Raw genomic sequence first — 19882 nt, 5'->3', positions numbered from 1 at the left:
TGCGTCGAGAATCACTCCACGTTTCGTCAAGAATTCATCAAGAGTGCAATTTTTTTTCGCCGCGACCATCCACAGGGAGAGTGATGCTGATCCGTAATCCGCCTTTTTCGGGCAGCGCCGCACTGATACTGCCGCCGTGGGCAACACATATCGCCCGCGCGATAGAAAGCCCCAGCCCGCTGCCGCCGGAATGCCTGGCGCGGGAGGTTTCCGCGCGGGTAAAGCGATCGAACATGATTGGCAGAAAATCGCTTTCCACGCCCGGTCCGTCATCCTCAAAATCGATCCGCCACGCGCTCCCCTGCTGACTGAGGTGGATCGCAAGCTGGCCGCCCCGCCGGCCATAGCGCAGCGCATTTTCCATCAGCACGATAAAGACCTGCCCCAGCCGGAACGCATCGCCAGTAAACAGCGAAGAGGAACGGGACGTCAGCGCCATAGTTATTCCCGCGGCATCAGCCTGCGGTTTCAGCCAGGCGAGCTGCTCGGCTAACAGATCTTCCAGCGACAGCGGCTGAAGATTAAGCGTCAATTGACCGGCATCGGCCAGCGAAAGCAGATGCAACTCATCCGTGAGGCGGCTCAGGTGCTGTAGCTGTTTCATCACCATTCCCAGTTGTTGCTGGCTGGGTTCAAAGACGCCATCAAGCATCCCTTGCAGGCGACCAATGGCGGCGGTGAGCGGAGAACGCAGCTCGTGCGCCATCGCAACGTGCGACGCGCGCAACTCCCGGTCGTAGCGCGCCAGCTGGCGGGTCATGTCATTAAAATCGCTGACAAAACGTACCACTTCGGCGGGCGCATCTTTTACCAGATCCGCCTGGCGGCCAAATTCGCCTTGCGTGACTTCATCGGCCGCTTCGCGCAGGTGGCTGAACTGTAAAGAGAGTGGCCGGGCGTAACGTAGCCCCATAATCACAATAAAGGGGATCATCACCAGTACCAGCACGCCCACCATGATCCAGTCGGCCGAGGCGATGGAGGGCTTCGAATAGCTTATCCCCCACCATTTATCGACGATCTCATGGAAACGCACCGGGTTCGCCTGCGGGTTGTCCAGCAGGGCGAGGTACTCCGCTTTCACCGCAGACGGCATATCATGCAAAACCCAGAAGTTTTGCACGGCGCAACGCAGCCACATACACAGGGCAATGACAATAACAGTGCCGATAGCCAGCGCGATGATGCGCGCGCAAATCCAGCGCCACAACGATTGATGAGCACGATTTTTCATGGCTGGCGGAACCTGTAGCCAATACCGCGCACATTCGCTAAAACGCCGGTAACACCTGCGTTTTCCAGCTTTTTGCGCAAGTTGTAGACATGCGTATCGACCACGCGCTCCAGCGCTTCGCTCTCCGGCAAACAGTGTTCCAGCAAGTGCTGGCGGGAAAACGGCAATGTCGGGTGGCGCATCAGCGTTATCAGGATGGAAAACTCCGTTGGCGTCAGTTCCAGGCTGCGCACACTGTTTTCAGCCTGGGTGACCGTTGCGGTGATGGCGACAGTATCCACCTCCAGCGTCTGCCAGCGGAGCACCTCTTCCTGCGTGTTCGTTCGTTTACTGCGCCGCAGCACCGCCTGCACGCGTGCCACCACTTCGCCAGGGTGATACGGTTTCACCACATAATCATCGGCCCCGTATCGCAACGCCCCTATGCGCTCAGAAGTATCCCCCATGGCGGTGACCATGATCACCGGGACATCGTTAATGCGCCGCAGCGCCGCCAGCACCTCGGTGCCATTCATGCCCGGCAACATGATATCCAGTAAGATCAGATCAGGTTTCCAGCGCTGCGCCATGTCCAGCCCTGTCAGCCCATCTCCGGCCAGCGAAACGTCATAGTTTTCACGTCGCAGATAGGCTTCCAGTACGCTGGCCGCATCGGCATCATCTTCAATCACAAGCACTCTACGGGATATCATTTGCTTACCTTGACCATTTCTTAATAATTCCCTGACCGTTTATTGATATGACCTGTCTATATTCCTTGTCAGGACATGGCGAACCTTCGCCGCAGCATACTACCCCACCCAGCGAGATGTGATGATGATAATGAGAAAAACCGTGTTGTATAGCGCCTGTCCCCTGCTGGCTCTGTTTGCCTCCACAGCCAGAGCCGACGACGCCCCCGCCGTGCAAAACGGAGTGACGGTGGGCATTGGCGGGGAATATGCCCCGCGCTACAGCGGTTCAGACAAGCAACGTGTGCAGGTGGTTCCGGTAATTCAGATCCGCGATAATGCGCTCTTTTTTGATTCGCAAAAAGGGCTGGGTTATGACCTGCAAACCGACAATGGTTTTTATCTGGAACATACGCTGGGTTATGCGTCAGGCCGCGCCGATCGTGATTCTGGCTGGCGGGACGGCGCGGAAAACTTAAAAGGCATGGGCAATATTGACGCCACGCTGAATACCGCGCTGGCGGTTGGCTGGCAAGCCACAGACTGGCTGGTGCTGGAAAGCAAAGCCACCCTGCCACTTACCGACAGCCAGGGGGTGCAGTATCAGGCGTCCCTCACCTTGCTGCCGGTGCAGACCACCCGCGATACGCTGGCTTTCCAGTCTGCCGCGCTGTTTGGCGATAGCCGATATATGAACACGTTTTACGGTGTCAGCCAAAAGCAAAGTCTGCGTTCCGGCTATGCGCGCTACCACGCAGAACAGGGATTTTATGGGATCGATAATAGTCTGACGTGGAGCCATCAATTTGATGCCCACTGGGGAACATTGCTGAGCGCCAATTACACATGGCTGAACGATCACGCGGCTGACAGCCCAATTGTGCTGCGCCGTAACCAAAGCTCAGCGGTCATTGCCATTACGTATACTTTTTGAAAGGTGCGGGAAAAATGGACAAAAACGATTATCAGTTTCTGGCAAAAATATGGTTTGCCTGTGGTGTCGTTTATCTGGCGGCTTATCTGACCTATATCAGCAGTTAACCGTAAAAATACTGTTGCAGTAGCCATAGTGAATGCCGCGCTGGATAGAGAACGCCGTGCGGCATACCAAAGCGACCATATCTGTCTGGTTTGATGTATTTCTTATGCAATAATTCTGAAGTACTTACTTAGGTGATTATTTATTCTCTGGCAATAAATATTGCTCTGTAGATCGGTGCGTTACGGTTTATTGCCGCCATACATTTTATTTACGCGGTTTCTCTCCTCAGTGATATTTCTTTAATTTACGTTAACAATATCAATTTCATTCAAAAAAATTGCTGCATCAAAGTTATACAATATATCAACGATCGATCACCTTACAATTGATAGATATAAACTATTGCTTTTCAGTTTTATTAAGATTTTAACGATCGATCACTAATCAATACCTTCTCATGGCCGATAAAACGTAGATGCCGACCGCTATAGCGGCCAGGCATGCAGATAAATTTCACTAAGGGAAGACCATGGAAAATACAACAACGATCGGTAAGCCAAAGGGTATAAGTATCAGAAATAAGATAATGCTATCTTTCGGGATATTATTATTGTTATTACTTTTTATTGCCGGAAATGCGATTTACCGGCTTGATGAGGCGAAAAATAAAATATCCAAAATCGTGACTGAAGATTACCCGACCACCGCGCTGGGTAATAATTTAATCCGCGATGTTAATGGTTCAACGACGCTGTTTCTTAATGCGATCATTGAAAAAGATGCAGCTAAAAAAGCACAGTTGATTACAGACCTTGCCGCCAGGTCTGAACAAATAAGCAAACTGTATAAACAGCTGAATAAACAGGCTGATGATGATGCGTCGCAGGCTCTGTTAGAGAAAATCACCGCCGCGCGCAGTCTCTATATTCAGTCCCGTAGCAAAGTGATTGGCAATATACAAACCAATCCTGACGCCGCCGTCACGGAATATACAACCAACACGCGTAATTATGAAAGCCAGTATATTGAGAAGATTAATAAATTTATCAGCCTGCAACGGGATGAAATGCAAACGTCATACAGTGATTTTTTGCATGATTACAATCTGAGTCGAATGGTGATGATCTTCATTACCCTCATCTGTTTTATATTCGGCATTATCATGGCAATCATTATTTCACGTGCCATTGTTGGCCCTATCAAACATGCCGTTGATGCGGCGATCAGGATCGCGAAAGGCGATCTGGGCACCGAGATAAAAGTCACCTCAAAAGACGAAACGGGGCTGCTGACAGGCGCAATCGGCCACATGCAGGAGGAGCTGAAAAAAATTGTTCTGGAGATCCGCAGCGGCGCGGAAAATATTGCCACTGGCGCATCGCAGATCATGGCCGGTACACGCGATTTATCTGCCCGTACGGAAGAACAAGCGAGTTCCATTGAGCAAACTGCCGCCTCCATGGAGCAAATCTCTTCAACGGTTAAGAATACGGGTGATAATACGGCAAATGCGTCGCAGCTTTCTGCAAGAGCCAGTGACGCGGCGAAAGATAACGGCAAATTGATGACCTCGCTGACGCAGGAAATTCACAATATCAGCAGCTCGGCGGACAAAATGTCTGACATTATTAATTTGATTGATTCTATCGCCTTCCAGACCAATATCCTGGCGCTTAACGCCGCGGTTGAAGCAGCTCGCGCAGGTGAACATGGCAAAGGGTTTGCCGTGGTGGCGCAGGAAGTTCGCAATCTGGCGCAGAAAACGGCGAATTCGTCGAAAGATATCCGTGCGCTGATTGAAAACTCGACACAGCAGAGCGTGCGCGGCCTGGAGATGGTGCGTCAGGTGAACGGTAAAATGGACGAAATGGTCGAGAACGTGGATAACGTCTCCAGTATTCTGAAAGAGATCGAACAAGCGAGCCTCGAACAGAGTGACGGCGTACAGCAAATCAACATTGCGATCGGCCAGATTGATACCACTACCCAGCAAAATGCGGCGCTGGTCGAAGAGTCGGTTGCCGCGTCTGAAATGCTCAACGAACAAGCCAGAGTGATGAAAGAGTTGGTGAGTGTTTTCAGGGTTCCGGCGAGCGTTTGACTTTGTACGAACACGATTCGCAGTAAAACGGTGGTGATGAATACGTCGCCGTAAATCGGCAACGTGCGCAACAATCATAGCGTCGGCGGGTCTCCTGCCAGCCGACGCCAATTCCCGTTTCAACGTCAGCCACGGCATCGCCACTCTTTCCCGGCGCGGATGAGACGCCGCCAACAGGCACGAAAATGTTCGAAAATACCCTTATTTTTACAGGTTCATCGCGTGAAACCGCCACACCGTTACGGTTTCCATTGACACTCCAGACCGCAAACCGTCCGGATGAAGTTGCACAGCGCTTGCGCGCCTTCAGCAATAGTTGGAAAGGTTGCCGAATGGTAGATACCTTCGCCATCTGCGCCGAACAGATGTTGATACTCCGGCTTAACATCGATGGAAGTGAACCGCTTTAGGGTCTCGCGATTACAACGAATGCGGTAGCCATTTTTAAAGCGTTGCAGCATATGCACACCGGTGGTGGAATTACCGGTGCTTCTGGCAATATTTAACATCTACGCCTCTCCTTAATACGCGAAAAATAGTAACCCTCACATTACTGAATTTCTGATACTGCGCTATTTCCCCGCATTTTTTGGCAGCAAGTAATCCGGTGTTGTACGCCGGGTTATTAAGCCAGTGGTTTTAAAATGATATTGGTAAGGGCCATCAATATAGAATGGCAACTCAATGATAGCCTTGTGGCTACTGCGCACATCCAGATAAGCAAACAGCTGGTAAATGGCCAGATCAGGGCAGAAAGCACGATTGTCATCACTGCATATCGTGCCGTCATAGCGACTGATTCCATCGTCGTCATATTTCGCCGCGATTTCACCGCCTTCTACAGGCAGCGTTAATTGGCCCTCTGAAACGTAATACATAATTTTCGGATCGCTAATCACGCCCGCTTTTTCCTTCTGCATCACCAGAATCGTCGCCTTTGCTTGTTTATAGGGAGGCGAAAGTTTTGCGACATCCTCAGACTCCAGCGTATACAGATACGTTTTTTCGCCCCCCATTTCGTCGCTATCTTCTGATACTTTCCATTTACCCGGCATCGCTGTCTCAAGGTAGGCATTTGCGACAGCATAGTAGGCGTTAACCCTGCTATCCGTTTCCTTTATATCTAAGCCCGGTTGCATAACATTTTCAAAAGCAGCCAACAATGGCGCGCTTTTTAATTTGACGACAGGTTCCGAGGTACTGGCGTCCAGTTTCTTGAGTTCAGGGAGATATTTAGCCCGATATGTATCACGATAAATTGATACACACTTAGCGTCCTTGGCTACCGCCATTTCATAGTTTTCTAGTGCCGCCTTCGTCAGGATCATAAGCTGCTGACCATCGCGAATTTCAACACTATCCACATCCATCGCTGCCGGGCATTTATTTACCGCAGTTTTAGGTGCTGCACTCACGCTAAAGCTGATGCAGGCCGCAAGCAGCATGGCCGATGCGTAGGTTATTTTTTTGATCATGTTTCATTCCTGTGTGTATTTATTATCTGTTTGGATTGCGCCTGTATCGCGCATCATCAGTCATTCACGTTTAAATGATTGCGGCGCTTATTACGCGCAAGACCCGATTATTCGGCCCCGCTAACAAACCGACACGCATTGGCTCGCGGCAAGAGAACGCTTCAATGCGCTTGCATCAGGCATAAATGAGATTTTCCCTACGGGGAACAGTCTATTTTTACCCGCTTTCAGGTACCAGCTTTTGGCGAGACTTTTTAGCTAAATTCTTTGCTACTTCAAACATTTCCTGAATGCGGCCCGCTTCGCCTCTTGATCAGTGACAGAATTTAGCAATACTGTATATAAACACAGTTAACCGGATTCATCATCATGCAGTTCATCCCATCGACCGAGAGTGATCGCCTCATTCCCCTTCCGCTCTTTGCTGAGCGCGTTCCTTGTGGCTTCCCAAGCCCGGCGCAGGATTATGTCGAAGAGCGGCTTGATTTAAACAAACTGGTGGTTAAACACCCCAGCGCGACTTACTTTGTCAGGGTAAGCGGGGATTCGATGATCGGTGCGGGGATTAGCGATGGTGATTTGCTGGTGGTTGATCGCTCATTGACCCCAGTGCACGGTGATATTGTTGTTGCGGCGGTTGCCGGGGAATTCACGGTGAAGGAGTTGCGGACCCGCCCTGTTCTCCAGCTCATCCCGCATAATGTTCATTATGCGCCGATTGTTTTCCAGGCTGAGGAAGAGTTGCAGATCTTCGGCGTCGTGACATTTACGTTGAAGTCAAATCGACATGTTCGCGCTTGTTGATGTGAATAACTTCTACGCCTCCTGCGAGACGCTGTTTCGCCCGGATCTGCAGGGGAAACCTGTCGTTGTCGTATCCAACAACGATGGGTGCATTATTTCGCGATCGCGTGAGGCAAAGAACCTGGGCATAGACATGGCTGCGCCTTATTTCAAAATCAAAGATGAGCTTCATCGTCAGCGCGTGACGGTGTTTAGCTCAAATTATGCGCTGTATGCCGACCTCAGCAATCGAGTCATGTCGACGCTGGCTGAAATCACCCCCTCCGTCGAGCTTTATTCTATTGATGAGGCTTTTATCGATCTGTCTGGCGTATCAAACTGTATTTCACTTGAGGCATTCGGCCATCAGATCCGTAATCAGATTTTGAAAAATACCGGGCTGACAACGGGCGTTGGCATTGCCCCAACGAAAACCCTCGCCAAGGTGGCCAATTATGCCGCCAAAAGATGGGCCAGCGCCGGGGGAGTTGTGGATATTTCCTCCCGGGAGCGGCAACGTAAGTTACTGTTTCACGTGCCGATACATGAGGTCTGGGGCGTGGGACGTCGCATCAGTAAAAAACTGGCGTTAATGGGCATTGAAAATGCGCTGCAACTTGCCGACAGTTCAACCTGGGTTATCCGTAAACACTTCAATGTTGTGCTGGAACGAACCGTGCGGGAACTGCGCGGCGAATCATGTCTGGCATTTGATGAATTTCCCCCCACCAAGCAGCAAATTATCTGTAGCCGCTCTTTTGGCAAGCGGATCACGCAGTATTCAGATATGCATCAGGCCATTTGCGCCTATGCTGAACGCGCGGCAGAGAAGTTACGCGCGGAACATCAGTTCTGCCGCTTCATCAGCGTCTTTATTCGTACCAGCCCGCATGCGGATAATCGTATTTACTACGGAAATCAGGCATCCGTGACGTTGATGACGCCGACTAATGATACGCGCGACATTATCCGTGCTGCGACAAGCTCGCTGGATCAGATATGGCGGGAGGGGCATCGTTATATGAAGGCTGGCGTGATGCTTTCAGATTTTTTCAGCAGCGGCGTTGCCCAACTCAATCTGTTTGATGAGAATCGCCCCTACGCGAACAGCGCAGCGCTGATGGAAACCATTGATCGTTTAAATACATCGGGGAGAGGAAGCGTCTGGTTTGCAGGACAGGGAATTGAAAAAAACTGGGCGATGAAACGCGACATGCTTTCCCCCGCCTACACCACACGCTATTCCGATCTGCCTGTCGTGAAATAAAGACCGTACAGAAACCATAACCGACCGCGATTTTCATCAACAAATGCGCCGACAGACTGGCGCATTTGTCATATCAGGCATGCTTATGCATGGCTGTACTCTTTTACCAGCTGGCGCAGATCCAGCTCAGAGGAGTAGTCCACGTCCGGCATTGAGAAGCCATTCAGCGCGTAAAACTCGGCAAGATACCCGGCGAAGTCACCAACGGTTTTAAAGTTCTCGGTGGTGACCCGTTTTCTTAGCAACTCCACGGCTTGCTGAACATCCGGGCGCAGCTCGAAATCATCAAGGCGGATCCGCCGCTCCTCATCCGTTACGACGTTGCCCATTGGTGGGTAAAGGTGGTTCAACATCAGCCTGTGCATCTGCTCGATACAGGTTTCATGCAACCGCTTCTGCTTCATTACCTTGTACAGCAAGGTAATGTATAACGGAAACATAGGGATAAAGGCGCTGGCTTTGGTCACCAGCGCTTTGCACACCACCGCATAGGCATGACCATTAATGCGCTGGAGCTGTGCGTCAAGCTGGTCGGCTGTTGCGTGCAGATGGGCTTTCGCCGCGCCTAACGCGCCCTCTTTATAGAGCGGCCTCGTTGATTTCGGGCCAGTATAAGAGTACGCCACCGTTTTGAACCCCTCAGCCAGCACACCAGCCGCCGATAACATATCAATCCAGCGTTGCCAGTCTTCCCCGCCCATGACTTTTACCGTATCGGCAAGTTGTTGTTCGGTCACCGGTTCCAGCGTCTGATTCACCATCTTGCGGGTTTCCAGGTCAAAACCCGGGCCGGAAAAGGCTTGCCCGCGCACGCCAAGCGTCGAGGTGTAGCGCGTGCCATCCGGGCAAATTCGCACGCCAGAGGCAACCGAATAGACAAGCAGATCAATGCTGCCGCCAAACTCCTGCTTGATGTATGCAATCACGTCGTTGCGGGTCGTATCGGAAAAAGCATCCGCGATAAAATTTTTCGCGATAAGCCCTTTCTCATGCGCCCGGCGACGAAAAAAAATATTGTTATACCATCCGGCGCTGCCTATACCTTTTTCGCCCGGACTTTTTTCAAATGAAACGCCAATCGTATCGGCACCGCCACCAAAGGCCGCCGCGATGCGTGAGGCCAGCCCATATCCGGAAGAGGCACCAATCACCAACACCTTGCGCGGACCATAGATTTCCCCATGCGACTCAACATAGTTAATTTGTTTATCAATGCCCTGGCGTAAACCTTCAGGATGGCAGTTTTTAGCCACATTGCCTTGAATAATAAGCTCCATCAGTTCACCTCCTCAGCCAGCGCTTTTTCCAGCGGCGGCAGAACGACGGCTTCACCGACAATAACCTTATCCCCATGCTGATTGGTGCACGTGGTTTTAAGCCGCACCCGATTTTTTTCGCAATTAATCGCGATAACTTCCGCCGTCGCCGTAATCGTATCGCCAATAAATGTTGGCTTAATAAATTTGAGATCCTGGCCAAGATAAATAGAACCGTTGCCGGGCAGTTTATTAGCAATTACCGCTGAGATGAGCCCACTTACCAAAATACCATGAACAACACGTTGCCCGAATATACTTTCCCGCCCTGCACTCTCATCCAGATGAACGGGGTTGGTATCGCCAGATGCCAATGCAAAATCTGCGACGTCATTATCCGTCAATGTTTTTTTAAACTCTGCACACTGACCAATATGCAAATTGTGGATTGAATTAACCATAAAGCACACGTCCTTTTCAGATATATTTTGAAAGCGTTTAACGGAAGCATTTAGAGAAACAACTAATTGTATCCATATACACCTTTTTCCCCCAACCTCGTCAACCCCCATAGAATTGTCATTAGCTATAAGAATGGATTTATATTTATCTTTTCAGATACGGAGCATGTGTAAATTACCCCTTAAATTAGATTTTTTACTTAAGTCGAAAATTGCCATGCAGCGCCACCCCCGTAGCTACCCGAGGAGAAGAAAGCGTTTTATCAATAAGATACCTCCGGTGCCAACAAGAAAGATCTACATGCAATCCTTATTAAAGTTTAAGAAAAAGATCATGAGCGATGAATTAATGATGAATGAAAAAACCACCAGACAAATGCAGTAAATAAGGTTAATTACAGAAAAATAAGAAGCATTGTAATTTTAACGCCATTGTTAACAACTTTTAAGTATTGACGCATATCAATACTGTAAAAAAATCTCTGCGCATTAATAGTCGAATCATTTAAATCAAAAGGTAATACAAATGAAGGACACGGATATTGTCGTTCTTGATTGTGCAAGAACTGCTATCGGCGTACTAAATGGATCGCTTGCTGAAATTAGTGCACCGCAATTAGGCGCCACGGTGATTAAAGCGCTTCTGAAAAAAACAGGTATTGCAGCAAAAGAGATCGATGAAGTTATTATCGGCCAGGTACTTACCGCAGGCAGCGGGCAAAATCCGGCGCGCCAGACGTTAATTCAGGGAGGTATTCCTGTCGATGTTCCGGCGCTGACAATTAATAAAGTGTGTGGTTCGGGGTTAAAAGCGCTGCAACTGGCATGGCAGGCGCTGAAATGTGGTGATGCCGAATTAATTATTGCCGGAGGGCAAGAAAGTATGAGCCAGGCACCGCATGTTTTACCCCATTCACGTAACGGCATGAAAATGGGTAACTGGCCAATGCTGGACAGCATGGTGAAGGATGGCCTCTGGGATGCTTTTCATGATTATCACATGGGGATCACCGCCGAGAATGTGGCCGAAAAATATGCGATCACACGTGAAGAACAGGATGCTTTCGCCCTTGCGTCACAACACAAAGCAGCAATCGCGTTAGAAACGCATCATTTTGCCAGTGAAATTGTTCCGGTTGACATCACCCGCCCTCGTAAAGAACCCGTCCTGTTTGATACCGATGAATTTCCCCGTCCGCAAACATCGCGTGAAGGCTTAGCCAAACTCCGACCAGCTTTTAAAACCGATGGCACCGTTACCGCCGGTAATGCCTCTGGCGTTAACGATGGTGCAGCAATGGTTATCCTGGCAACGGCGAAAAAAGCGCGTGAGCTGGGGATCAAACCGCAGGCCAGGATCGTGGCGTTCGGTACTTCAGGCGTCTTGCCAGAAATAATGGGAACCGGCCCCATCACGGCGTCTCGTCATGCGCTAACCAGGTCGAACTGGCAGGTTGATGAGTTGGATCTTATCGAAGCCAATGAAGCCTTCGCCGCTCAGGCCATCGCCGTCAACCGGGAAATGGGCTGGGATCTCTCCAGAGTGAATGTCAATGGCGGCGCGATTGCGCTCGGCCACCCTATCGGTGCATCCGGCACGCGAATTTTTGTCTCTTTGCTCCATGAAATGCAGCGCAGAAAAAGCAAAAAAGGTCTGGCAACGCTGTGCATCGGCGGTGGTATGGGTATCGCCGTCACCGTCGAAATGGAATAACGCCGCGATGAAGAATGTTATTTAACGTGAGGAAATGATGATGGGTAAAGTTGCGCTTGTGACCGGTGGGATCCGCGGTATTGGTGGAAAAATCAGCCTTCGCTTTCTGCTGGAGCATTACCAGGTTATCGCCATTGATACGGATGCGGATCGCCTGAAAGAGTGGGTTGAGATCCAGCGAGAAGCAGGGTTTGCCAAAGCCGACGCTATTCGCTGTGACGTCAGCGATTACGCGCAGTGTCAGGACACGGTCGGTACACTGCTGAAGCAATATGGTCATATCGATGTTCTGGTAAACAACGCGGGTATTACCCGCGATGCAACCTTTAAAAAAATGGATAAATCGCAATGGGATGCGGTTATTCAGGTCAATCTGAACAGCATGTTCAATATGACCAAACCCGTTCTGGATAACATGCTGGCTAACCAGCGCGGGCGCATCATTAATATATCGTCGATAAATGGTCAGAAAGGACAGTTTGGCCAGACTAATTATTCTGCCGCCAAAGCGGGTGTGCATGGTTTCACGAAAGCACTGGCGCAGGAGGTAGCACGTAAAAATATTACCGTTAATACCATCTCCCCAGGCTACATCAACACCGAGATGATGCAGGCCATCCCCACCGATGTACTGGAAGCTATTGTGGCGCAAATTCCCGTTGGTCGCCTCGGCGAAGCCGATGAAATCGCCGAACTGGCCCTGTATCTCGCCAGTGATAAGGCCGGGTTTGTTACCGGCTCCAATATCGCCATCAATGGCGGCCAGCATATGTATTAAAGATATGCCATTTCCGGGCCTCACCGGCGATACATCTGGTGAGGCAATATTGGGGACTCAGGATTTTTTATCATGCTTGAAAAATTAAGTTCGTTTGTTGAGCTTGCGCGCAGGAAAAGGCCGAAAATAATTGCCGTTGCCGCAGCAGAAGATTCTCATGCACTCGAAGCCATTAAATGGATCAGAAATGACGGGCTGGCAGAGGCCATTCTGATTGGTTGCCGGGATAAAATAACCTCGCTCGCCGAACATCTTAAATTTGATATCAGCCATATCGAAATAATTGATATTGCAGATAAAACAGAAGCCTGCAAAGCGGCGGTGAGCGTCGTTAAATCCGGGCGAGCGCATATTTTAATGAAAGGACTTGTCGATAGTGCCATTTATTTGCGCGCGATTTTAAATAAAGAGACTGGCATTGCGGCATCGCGGCTTGTCACGCAATTAGCGTTTATCGAAAGCCCGCATTATCACAAGCTGTTTGCAATCACTGATGCCGGTATCACTATTACACCTGATCAGCGAGATAAAGCCACGATGATTGCCCAGTCGGTTAATGTCCTGCATCAGGTTGGTATTGCGGTGCCCAAAGTCGCGCTGATTGCCGCCGTTGAGCATATTACGCCTGCAATCGCCGCTACCGTGGATGCCGCGGCGCTGAGCGGCATCGCTTATGATAACTGTATTGTTGAAGGACCGCTGTCCATCGATCTGGCTTTTAATAAAGAATCCTGCCGACATAAAGGGTTGCATTCGCAGGTCGGCGGCGATATTGACCTGGCCATCCTTCCGGATATCAACAGCGCCAATGTCTTTTATAAAACGGTGATGCAGCTTGGTGGAGCATTGAGCGCAAGCACACTGACGGGAACAACAAAACCGGTGGTATTTACCTCACGATCAGACAGCGCTAAAACAAAATATTTTGCTATTGCTTGTGCGATATCTCAATGCAAGGACTGACTATGTATATTTTGGTGATTAATCCAGGTTCAACGTCTACAAAAATTGCGGTATATAACAACCGCACGCAGCTTATTTACCGCACATTTAACCATGATGAAAAAGAGATGGCGGCTTTTTCCACGATTCTGGATCAAAAAGCCTTTCGCAAACAGATTATTCTCGACATATTGCAGGAACATGGTTTTCGCTTAAATGAGATTGATATATTTATCGGGCGCGGTGGTCTGGTTCGTCATTTGCAAAGCGGCGTTTATCGTATTAATGATGACTATATTCACGATGCCAGTGTCGGCCTGAACGGTGAACATGCTTCTAATCTGGGTGCCATATTGGCCTGGGAACTCGCGCGGGCGGTAAATAAACAAGAGATGGCGTATACCGTTGATCCTGTCGTCGTCGACGAATATGACCCGATAGCTAAAATATCCGGAATGCCGGAGATTTCACGCGTGGGCGCTTTTCACGCGCTGAATCAAAAAGCTGTCGCGCACCGTTATGCCACGGAAACAAACCGCCCCTATTCCACGCTTAAATTGATCGTGGCCCACTTAGGTGGCGGCATCAGCGTGGGCGCTCATCGCGAAGGTCGTATTGTGGATGTGAATTCAGCCCTGGGCGGCGATGGGCCATTCTCGCCGGAACGCGCAGGCCGCCTTCCCAGCTATGAATTATTAAAACTGTGCTTTTCAGGGCAGTACACGTATGCGCAATTGAAGAAGAAGTTGATTGGCGAAGGCGGCGTATATGGCTATCTCGGCACCAAGGATATCCGTGACGTTGAGCAACAGATTATGGATGGGAATAAAAAAGCGCAGGACATTCTGGAAGCCATGGCCTACCAGATAGCCAAAGAGATCGCCTCGTGCGCCGCCGTACTGGAGGGTTGGGTCGATGCCATCATCATTACCGGCGGCATTGCCTATAACAGAAGAATTGTCGAACTTATTCGTCAGCGCGTCAGTTTTATTACATCTGAAATCGTCGTTTATCCTGGTGAGGATGAAATGTTCGCGCTGGCCGATGGTGTACTGGCAGCGATGGAAGGTCAAAGGGAGTTAGTCGAATACTGAAGAGGTATTAATGATGGGTAAAAAGAATATTGCATTGTTTCCAAATCAAATCTCCGTGACGAAATCTAATGGCAGTGTATGCCTGCACATCGATTTCAACGATGGACAGGAGGATATTTCAATTGAGCTGAGTAGTACGGAGGCAGAACATCTTTCAAGCGCGCTGGGTACCCGGCAAAATGAAATTCTTATTGCGGCCGAATATGCCGATTAAAAAAACAACGGGAACCGGTCTGGTTCCCGCCTTTTATTTATCATTCGCAAACTAATTATCCGACACCACCGCGATTTTCAACGGCTGCGTTTCGCATGCCGTTCCCAGTTATCCTGTTTCGCCTGCTCAGATTTGCGGATCGCAACATAGCAAGCGCCACTTCCGCCGTGGTGCGGCAGCGCGGTGCAAAACGCCTGAACCTCATCGAATTCAGGTAGCCAGCGCGCCAGATAACTCCGAATGATATTCGCATGCGAACCCTCTTCACGCGCTTTACCATGAATGATAAGCACATTGCGTAGCCCATCCTGGCGCGCATGATACATAAAACGAAACACCATTTGTCGGCACTGTTCAACCGGCTGGCGCAGTAAGTTCAGGCTTGCCTGTTGGCCATATTTTCCCTGGCGCAATTTATCAAGCACCCCTTGCTGCAGGCCTTCTCGTTTGAACTCCAGCGGTGAATCAAGCGGCACGATATCAAGAAACCCGGTGGTCAGAAAGTTGTCGAGTTGCAGCGTGTCGACGCGTTGTAGCGTGCGCGAATTGTGGCTCGGTTGCCAGTGCACATCGGCACTGCGCTTCAGGGGTTGGACATCTTCCATGGCGTCAAGAAAAAGCAATTTGTCGTCAGGGTTCATAGTGCAGTCCTCCGGCTACTTCAGCCCCCGTACTATAGCTGGCACGGCATGCGCTCACAATGCCTGCTGGCAAAATGGCTTTTGCACCCGAAAAAATAATAGCGAATGGTTCTCCTGGATGATATTCCAATAACATTACTCTTAGTAATGTTATGAAAAACTCAACTTAAGAAAAATTAATATTCTGAATTTCAGTTAAATTAACGTGAAATCAATCACCAATTCTTACTGGAAATATGATGAAGGAACGCTATAACTATATTTACCGCGCAAGGATGAAAATGCAAAAAATAACGAACGGATGCGCTGCTGTGTGTACTGTAGAGCCTGACGGATGTCGGCAGGCTCTATTTTTTTATTCGCGAAATAAGCGCAATATATCATCTATTAAATAATGCATACTTCGCTGGCTATTATTTCACCAGCTTATTTCTTTACCCAGAATATAGTCTCTTTCGGGGTATAGCAGCATCGCCGGACGTTTGGTAAATTGGCGCCGTTGCCCACTGAAAAGGATGCCAGATGCTGACTTTACTTGAAGATAATATTTCCACGCCGCTTGGCCCGCTTTGGGTGCTGTGCGATGAACAATTCCAGCTTCGCGCGGTTGAGTGGGAAGAACACAGCGATCGGATGGTTGAGTTATTAAATATCCACTATCGCCGGGAGGGTTACCAGCGAGTGGCAGCGCATAATCCGGGCGGGCTAAGCCAAAAATTGCAGGACTATTTTGACGGCGATCTGGCAGTGATTGAAACTCTGCCGACGGCAACTGGCGGCACGCCTTTTCAGCGCGACGTGTGGCAAGCGCTACGCACCATCCCCTGTGGTCAGGTCATGCATTATGGTCAACTGGCGGTAAAACTGGGACGTGCAGGTGCCGCGCGTGCGGTCGGCGCAGCGAATGGTTCAAATCCGGTGAGTATTGTCGTGCCCTGCCATCGCGTTATCGGCAGTAACGGCACAATGACGGGATATGCGGGCGGCGTGCAGCGAAAAGAGTGGTTGCTACGCCATGAAGGGTATCTTCTATTGTGAGAAAAAACGCACATTTAGCGTTCTTTTCACCCTCTTTTGTGGTAAAAGCCTTAGCGAAATGATGGAATTTCAAAGAGATGGTGCAATGTCATCTCTTTTCATTTCTGCCTCCCGTTTTATAAATCGTGAATTGACGTTTTACCGGGCTTACGCGGCCAGTAAAAAGCTGTTAAAATTGACCAATATCAATTACGGCGTTGAGCAGACCTATGATCCCGGAAAAGCGAATTATACGACGCATTCAGTCTGGCGGTTGTGCAATCCATTGCCAGGATTGCAGCATTAGCCAGCTTTGCATCCCCTTTACTCTTAATGAACACGAGCTGGATCAGCTCGATAACATCATTGAGCGTAAAAAGCCCATCCAGAAAGGTCAGACGTTGTTCAAAGCCGGGGATGAATTGAAATCGCTGTACGCTATCCGCTCCGGTACGATCAAAAGCTACACCATTACTGAACAGGGCGACGAGCAGATCACAGGTTTCCATCTGGCGGGTGATTTGGTGGGCTTTGATGCCATTGGTACTGGCCATCATCCGAGCTTCGCGCAGGCGCTTGAAACATCGATGGTCTGTGAAATCCCGTTCGAAACGCTGGATGACCTCTCGGGTAAAATGCCCAATCTGCGTCAGCAGATGATGCGTCTGATGAGCGGCGAGATCAAAGGCGATCAGGATATGATCCTGCTGCTTTCGAAGAAAAATGCAGAAGAACGCCTGGCGGCATTTATTTATAACCTCTCACGCCGTTTTGCACAGCGCGGCTTCTCCCCGCGTGAATTCCGCCTGACGATGACGCGTGGCGACATCGGCAACTATCTGGGTCTGACGGTGGAAACCATCAGCCGTCTGTTAGGCCGTTTCCAGAAGAGCGGCATGCTGGCGGTGAAAGGAAAATATATCACCATTGAAAATAGCGACATGCTGGCGCAACTGGCCGGTCATGCGCGTAACGTTGCCTGATTTTTTCCCCGCCTGATATCCCCTTTGCCGGGTCATTAATTTATCTGATTTATTGATCTGGCGAAGGCTTTCCCCTGTTTCATTCAGCACTTATGGGTTATCTTTTACTGACAGACTGTGGTGACAGATGTAAGGAGACCCTGTATGGCTAAGTATCAGAATATGTTGGTCGCCATCGATCCCAATCAGGACGATCAGCCAGCGTTACGACGTGCTGTGTATTTGCATCAACGGATTGGCGGCCGCATTAAAGCGTTTTTGCCTATCTATGACTTCTCTTACGAAATGACCACCCTTCTGTCCCCAGACGAGCGTACCGCAATGCGCCAGGGCGTCATCAGCCAGCGTACCGCGTGGATCCGCGAACAGGCGAAATACTATATCGACGCGGGTGTGCCAATCGAAATCAAAGTGGTCTGGCACAATCGTCCCTTCGAAGCCATTATTCAGGAAGTTCTGGCAGGTGGACACGATTTACTGCTGAAAATGACCCACCAGCATGACAAACTGGAATCCGTTATTTTTACGCCGACCGACTGGCATCTGCTGCGTAAATGCCCGTGCCCGGTGTGGATGGTGAAAGACCAACCCTGGCCGGAAGCCGGACGTGCAGTGGTCGCAGTCAACCTTGCCAGCGAAGAGATTTACCACAACTCGCTGAATGAAAAGCTGGTCAAAGAGACGCTGCAACTGGCCGAACAGGTAAACCACACCGAAGTTCATCTCGTTGGCGCTTACCCGGTGACGCCTATCAACATCGCGATTGAACTGCCGGAATTCGATCCCAGCGTATACAACGACGCCATTCGCGGTCAGCACTTGCTGGCAATGAAAGCGTTACGGCAGAAATTTGGCATTGATGAAAAACTCACGCATGTGGAAAAAGGGTTACCCGAAGAGGTGATCCCGGATCTGGCTGAACATCTGCAGGCAGGGATTGTCGTGCTTGGCACCATCGGGCGCACCGGTATCTCCGCCGCCTTCCTTGGCAACACCGCCGAGCAGGTGATTGATCATCTGCGCTGCGATCTACTGGTCATTAAACCGGATGAGTACCAGACGCCTGTCGAACTGGACGACGACGAAGACGATTAAACAAGCAACCCGCCGCAAGGCGGGTTTTTTTATACGGCCGTTTGTTCCCCCGGTGGCTCAGCGGGCTGCGTTTCGACAGCCACTCCCCCTTTCACCACTACGCACGGCAGCGCCAGCTCAATCTCCTCTGCGGCGAGATGTTCCATGATGCGGATATTGATTTCTTGCTGGATATCCATGTAGGTGTTGTAGTCCGCCGAGTTGACGATATGCACCACTTCAAAATTCAACCGATCGGTACCAAACCCGAGGAAATGGGCGCGGTCAAAGCGCGTGTTGCCAACATCAGTGATGATGCTACGCACCATCTCGCCGACTTTACGCAGTTTCTCCGGCGGCGTAGTGAGCGCCAGACCAAAAGTGAAGACGATGCGCCGGGTCTGCATACGTTTGTAGTTATGAAGCGTTTGCTGAAGCAGGATGGCGTTACCGCAGACGATTTGTTCCCCGCTCAGGCTACGAATACGCGTCGTTTTCAGGCCAATATGCTCAATGGTGCCGGCAACGTCGCCGAAAACGACAAAGTCACCAATCTCAAAAGGTTTATCAAAACCGATAGAAAGCGAGGCGAAAACATCGCTGAGGATGGTTTGTACCGCCAGCGCAATGGCGATACCGCCCACGCCAAGGCTGGCGACCAGCGCGGTAATGTTGACCCCGACATTCGCCAGAATCGATAACAGCATCATCGTCCACAGCATCATGCGCAGCAACAGACCCGCAATCACCATGGTGACCGGGTTTTTACTGGTATTGGGCGAATACATCAAGTGACGCATCCACGACACCACGCCCTGATCAAGCCAGAGGGCGATTTGGATTGCCAGCACTAAAAACCAGGCGTGCCCGAGCGTGTTAAACAGGTGATCGGGGAGATCGACAAACCGCAGGCTGAAGAGTAACGCCGCCACAAAGAGCAGGAATTTGCTGGTGCGTCTGAGCATATCCACCACAACATGCTGCAGCCTGCCGACGCCGCTCTGCTTTTCACTCCAGTTGCGCGCGCCTTTCAGCACCATATTCAGTAAGTAGGTGAACAGCCAGTAGACAACCAGCGTAACGATAACCACCGTGGCAAGACCAATCCAGAATGATGGCAGCATCACTATGGATATGAAGTCAAAACGTGACAAAAACGTCATCCTTCCTCCTCATAAAAAACATGAAGATAAGA

At 50.1% G+C, this 19882-nt stretch carries 20 protein-coding genes; 12 read left to right on the top strand and 8 right to left on the bottom strand.

The window, feature by feature from the left end; all coding sequences use genetic code 11:
* Positions 1-37: 37 nt before the first annotated feature.
* Both RT644_RS01165 and RT644_RS01160 read right to left on the bottom strand, forming a co-directional pair.
* A complete protein-coding gene (locus tag RT644_RS01165; protein WP_016496226.1) occupies positions 38-1234 on the bottom strand; it encodes a sensor histidine kinase in 1197 nt (398 codons plus the stop codon).
* Entirely contained in the window at positions 1231-1926 is a 696-nt protein-coding gene (locus RT644_RS01160) for a response regulator (RefSeq protein ID WP_045513407.1), read from the bottom strand. The genes RT644_RS01165 and RT644_RS01160 overlap by 4 nt, the downstream gene beginning before the upstream one ends.
* Positions 1927-2050: 124 nt before the next feature.
* On the opposite strand from RT644_RS01160, the gene RT644_RS01155 reads away from it, so the two are divergent.
* Complete coding sequence (locus RT644_RS01155) at positions 2051-2839, top strand: MipA/OmpV family protein (RefSeq protein ID WP_044489661.1); 789 nt, start codon at positions 2051-2053, stop codon at positions 2837-2839.
* A 577-nt stretch (positions 2840-3416) separates the two neighbouring features.
* Positions 3417-4988, top strand: a complete 1572-nt coding sequence (locus RT644_RS01150) for a methyl-accepting chemotaxis protein (RefSeq protein ID WP_313625133.1) — start codon at positions 3417-3419, stop codon at positions 4986-4988.
* Positions 4989-5227: 239 nt separating this feature from the next.
* Here RT644_RS01150 and RT644_RS01145 read toward each other — a convergent pair whose 3' ends face one another.
* The gene (locus RT644_RS01145) at positions 5228-5497 is read right to left on the bottom strand and encodes a hypothetical protein (RefSeq protein ID WP_016496231.1); all 270 of its coding nucleotides are present in this window, start codon (positions 5495-5497) and stop codon (positions 5228-5230) included.
* 63 nt (positions 5498-5560) lie between these two features.
* A complete protein-coding gene (locus RT644_RS01140; RefSeq protein WP_313625131.1) occupies positions 5561-6463 on the bottom strand; it encodes a hypothetical protein in 903 nt (300 codons plus the stop codon).
* 369 nt (positions 6464-6832) lie between these two features.
* Here RT644_RS01140 and umuD point away from each other — a divergent pair, with 369 nt between their 5' ends.
* Positions 6833-7267 (top strand): translesion error-prone DNA polymerase V autoproteolytic subunit, encoded by a 435-nt coding sequence (gene umuD, locus RT644_RS01135; RefSeq protein WP_016496232.1) that lies wholly within the window; start codon positions 6833-6835, stop codon positions 7265-7267.
* On the top strand, positions 7251-8513 hold the full coding sequence (gene umuC, locus RT644_RS01130) for a translesion error-prone DNA polymerase V subunit UmuC (RefSeq protein WP_160270456.1): 1263 nt from the start codon (positions 7251-7253) through the stop codon (positions 8511-8513). The genes umuD and umuC overlap by 17 nt, the downstream gene beginning before the upstream one ends.
* An 83-nt stretch (positions 8514-8596) precedes the next feature.
* On the opposite strand, the gene fabV is transcribed toward umuC, so the two are convergent.
* Together fabV and RT644_RS01120 are read right to left on the bottom strand one after the other, a co-directional pair.
* Positions 8597-9790, bottom strand: a complete 1194-nt coding sequence (fabV, locus tag RT644_RS01125; RefSeq protein WP_313625128.1) for an enoyl-ACP reductase FabV — start codon at positions 9788-9790, stop codon at positions 8597-8599.
* Positions 9790-10230 carry a MaoC family dehydratase gene (locus tag RT644_RS01120; protein WP_016496235.1) on the bottom strand — a complete coding sequence of 147 codons (441 nt, stop codon included), beginning with the start codon at positions 10228-10230 and terminating at the stop codon, positions 9790-9792. The genes fabV and RT644_RS01120 overlap by 1 nt, the downstream gene beginning before the upstream one ends.
* A gap of 526 nt (positions 10231-10756) precedes the next feature.
* On the opposite strand from RT644_RS01120, the gene RT644_RS01115 reads away from it, so the two are divergent.
* The 5 genes from RT644_RS01115 to RT644_RS01095 all read left to right on the top strand — a co-directional run bounded on the left by RT644_RS01115 (position 10757) and on the right by RT644_RS01095 (position 14972).
* Positions 10757-11944, top strand: coding sequence for an acetyl-CoA C-acetyltransferase (locus RT644_RS01115; protein ID WP_097407774.1), 1188 nt, complete (start codon positions 10757-10759; stop codon positions 11942-11944).
* Between the two features lie 40 nt (positions 11945-11984).
* Positions 11985-12722 (top strand): acetoacetyl-CoA reductase, encoded by a 738-nt coding sequence (gene phbB, locus RT644_RS01110; RefSeq protein ID WP_313625580.1) that lies wholly within the window; start codon positions 11985-11987, stop codon positions 12720-12722.
* 72 nt (positions 12723-12794) lie between these two features.
* Complete coding sequence (locus tag RT644_RS01105; protein WP_313625125.1) at positions 12795-13685, top strand: phosphate acyltransferase; 891 nt, start codon at positions 12795-12797, stop codon at positions 13683-13685.
* A 2-nt stretch (positions 13686-13687) separates the two neighbouring features.
* Positions 13688-14758: a butyrate kinase gene (buk, locus tag RT644_RS01100; protein ID WP_313625123.1), complete on the top strand. Its 1071-nt coding sequence runs from the start codon at positions 13688-13690 to the stop codon at positions 14756-14758.
* A gap of 10 nt (positions 14759-14768) precedes the next feature.
* Complete coding sequence (locus RT644_RS01095; protein ID WP_269230890.1) at positions 14769-14972, top strand: hypothetical protein; 204 nt, start codon at positions 14769-14771, stop codon at positions 14970-14972.
* 77 nt (positions 14973-15049) lie between these two features.
* Here the strand turns inward: RT644_RS01095 and smrA are convergent, their stop codons facing one another.
* On the bottom strand, positions 15050-15613 hold the full coding sequence (smrA, locus tag RT644_RS01090; protein WP_269230889.1) for a DNA endonuclease SmrA: 564 nt from the start codon (positions 15611-15613) through the stop codon (positions 15050-15052).
* Between the two features lie 522 nt (positions 15614-16135).
* Here smrA and ogt point away from each other — a divergent pair.
* The 3 genes from ogt (at position 16136) to uspE (ending at position 18708) form a co-directional block, all read left to right on the top strand.
* Positions 16136-16651: a methylated-DNA--[protein]-cysteine S-methyltransferase gene (ogt, locus tag RT644_RS01085; protein WP_016496243.1), complete on the top strand. Its 516-nt coding sequence runs from the start codon at positions 16136-16138 to the stop codon at positions 16649-16651.
* A gap of 209 nt (positions 16652-16860) precedes the next feature.
* Positions 16861-17613, top strand: coding sequence for a fumarate/nitrate reduction transcriptional regulator Fnr (fnr, locus tag RT644_RS01080; RefSeq protein WP_016496244.1), 753 nt, complete (start codon positions 16861-16863; stop codon positions 17611-17613).
* Positions 17614-17757: 144 nt separating this feature from the next.
* The gene (uspE, locus tag RT644_RS01075; protein WP_016496245.1) at positions 17758-18708 is read left to right on the top strand and encodes a universal stress protein UspE; all 951 of its coding nucleotides are present in this window, start codon (positions 17758-17760) and stop codon (positions 18706-18708) included.
* A gap of 29 nt (positions 18709-18737) precedes the next feature.
* On the opposite strand, the gene RT644_RS01070 is transcribed toward uspE, so the two are convergent.
* The gene (locus RT644_RS01070) at positions 18738-19850 is read right to left on the bottom strand and encodes a mechanosensitive ion channel family protein (protein ID WP_313625121.1); all 1113 of its coding nucleotides are present in this window, start codon (positions 19848-19850) and stop codon (positions 18738-18740) included.
* Positions 19851-19882 lie beyond the last annotated feature (32 nt).

Origin of the sequence: Kosakonia sp., from assembly GCF_032104925.1 — a bacterium.
Lineage (GTDB): Bacteria > Pseudomonadota > Gammaproteobacteria > Enterobacterales > Enterobacteriaceae > Kosakonia.
Note: the sequence above shows the minus strand (reverse complement) of the source record. Positions and strands in the feature narration are given on the sequence as shown.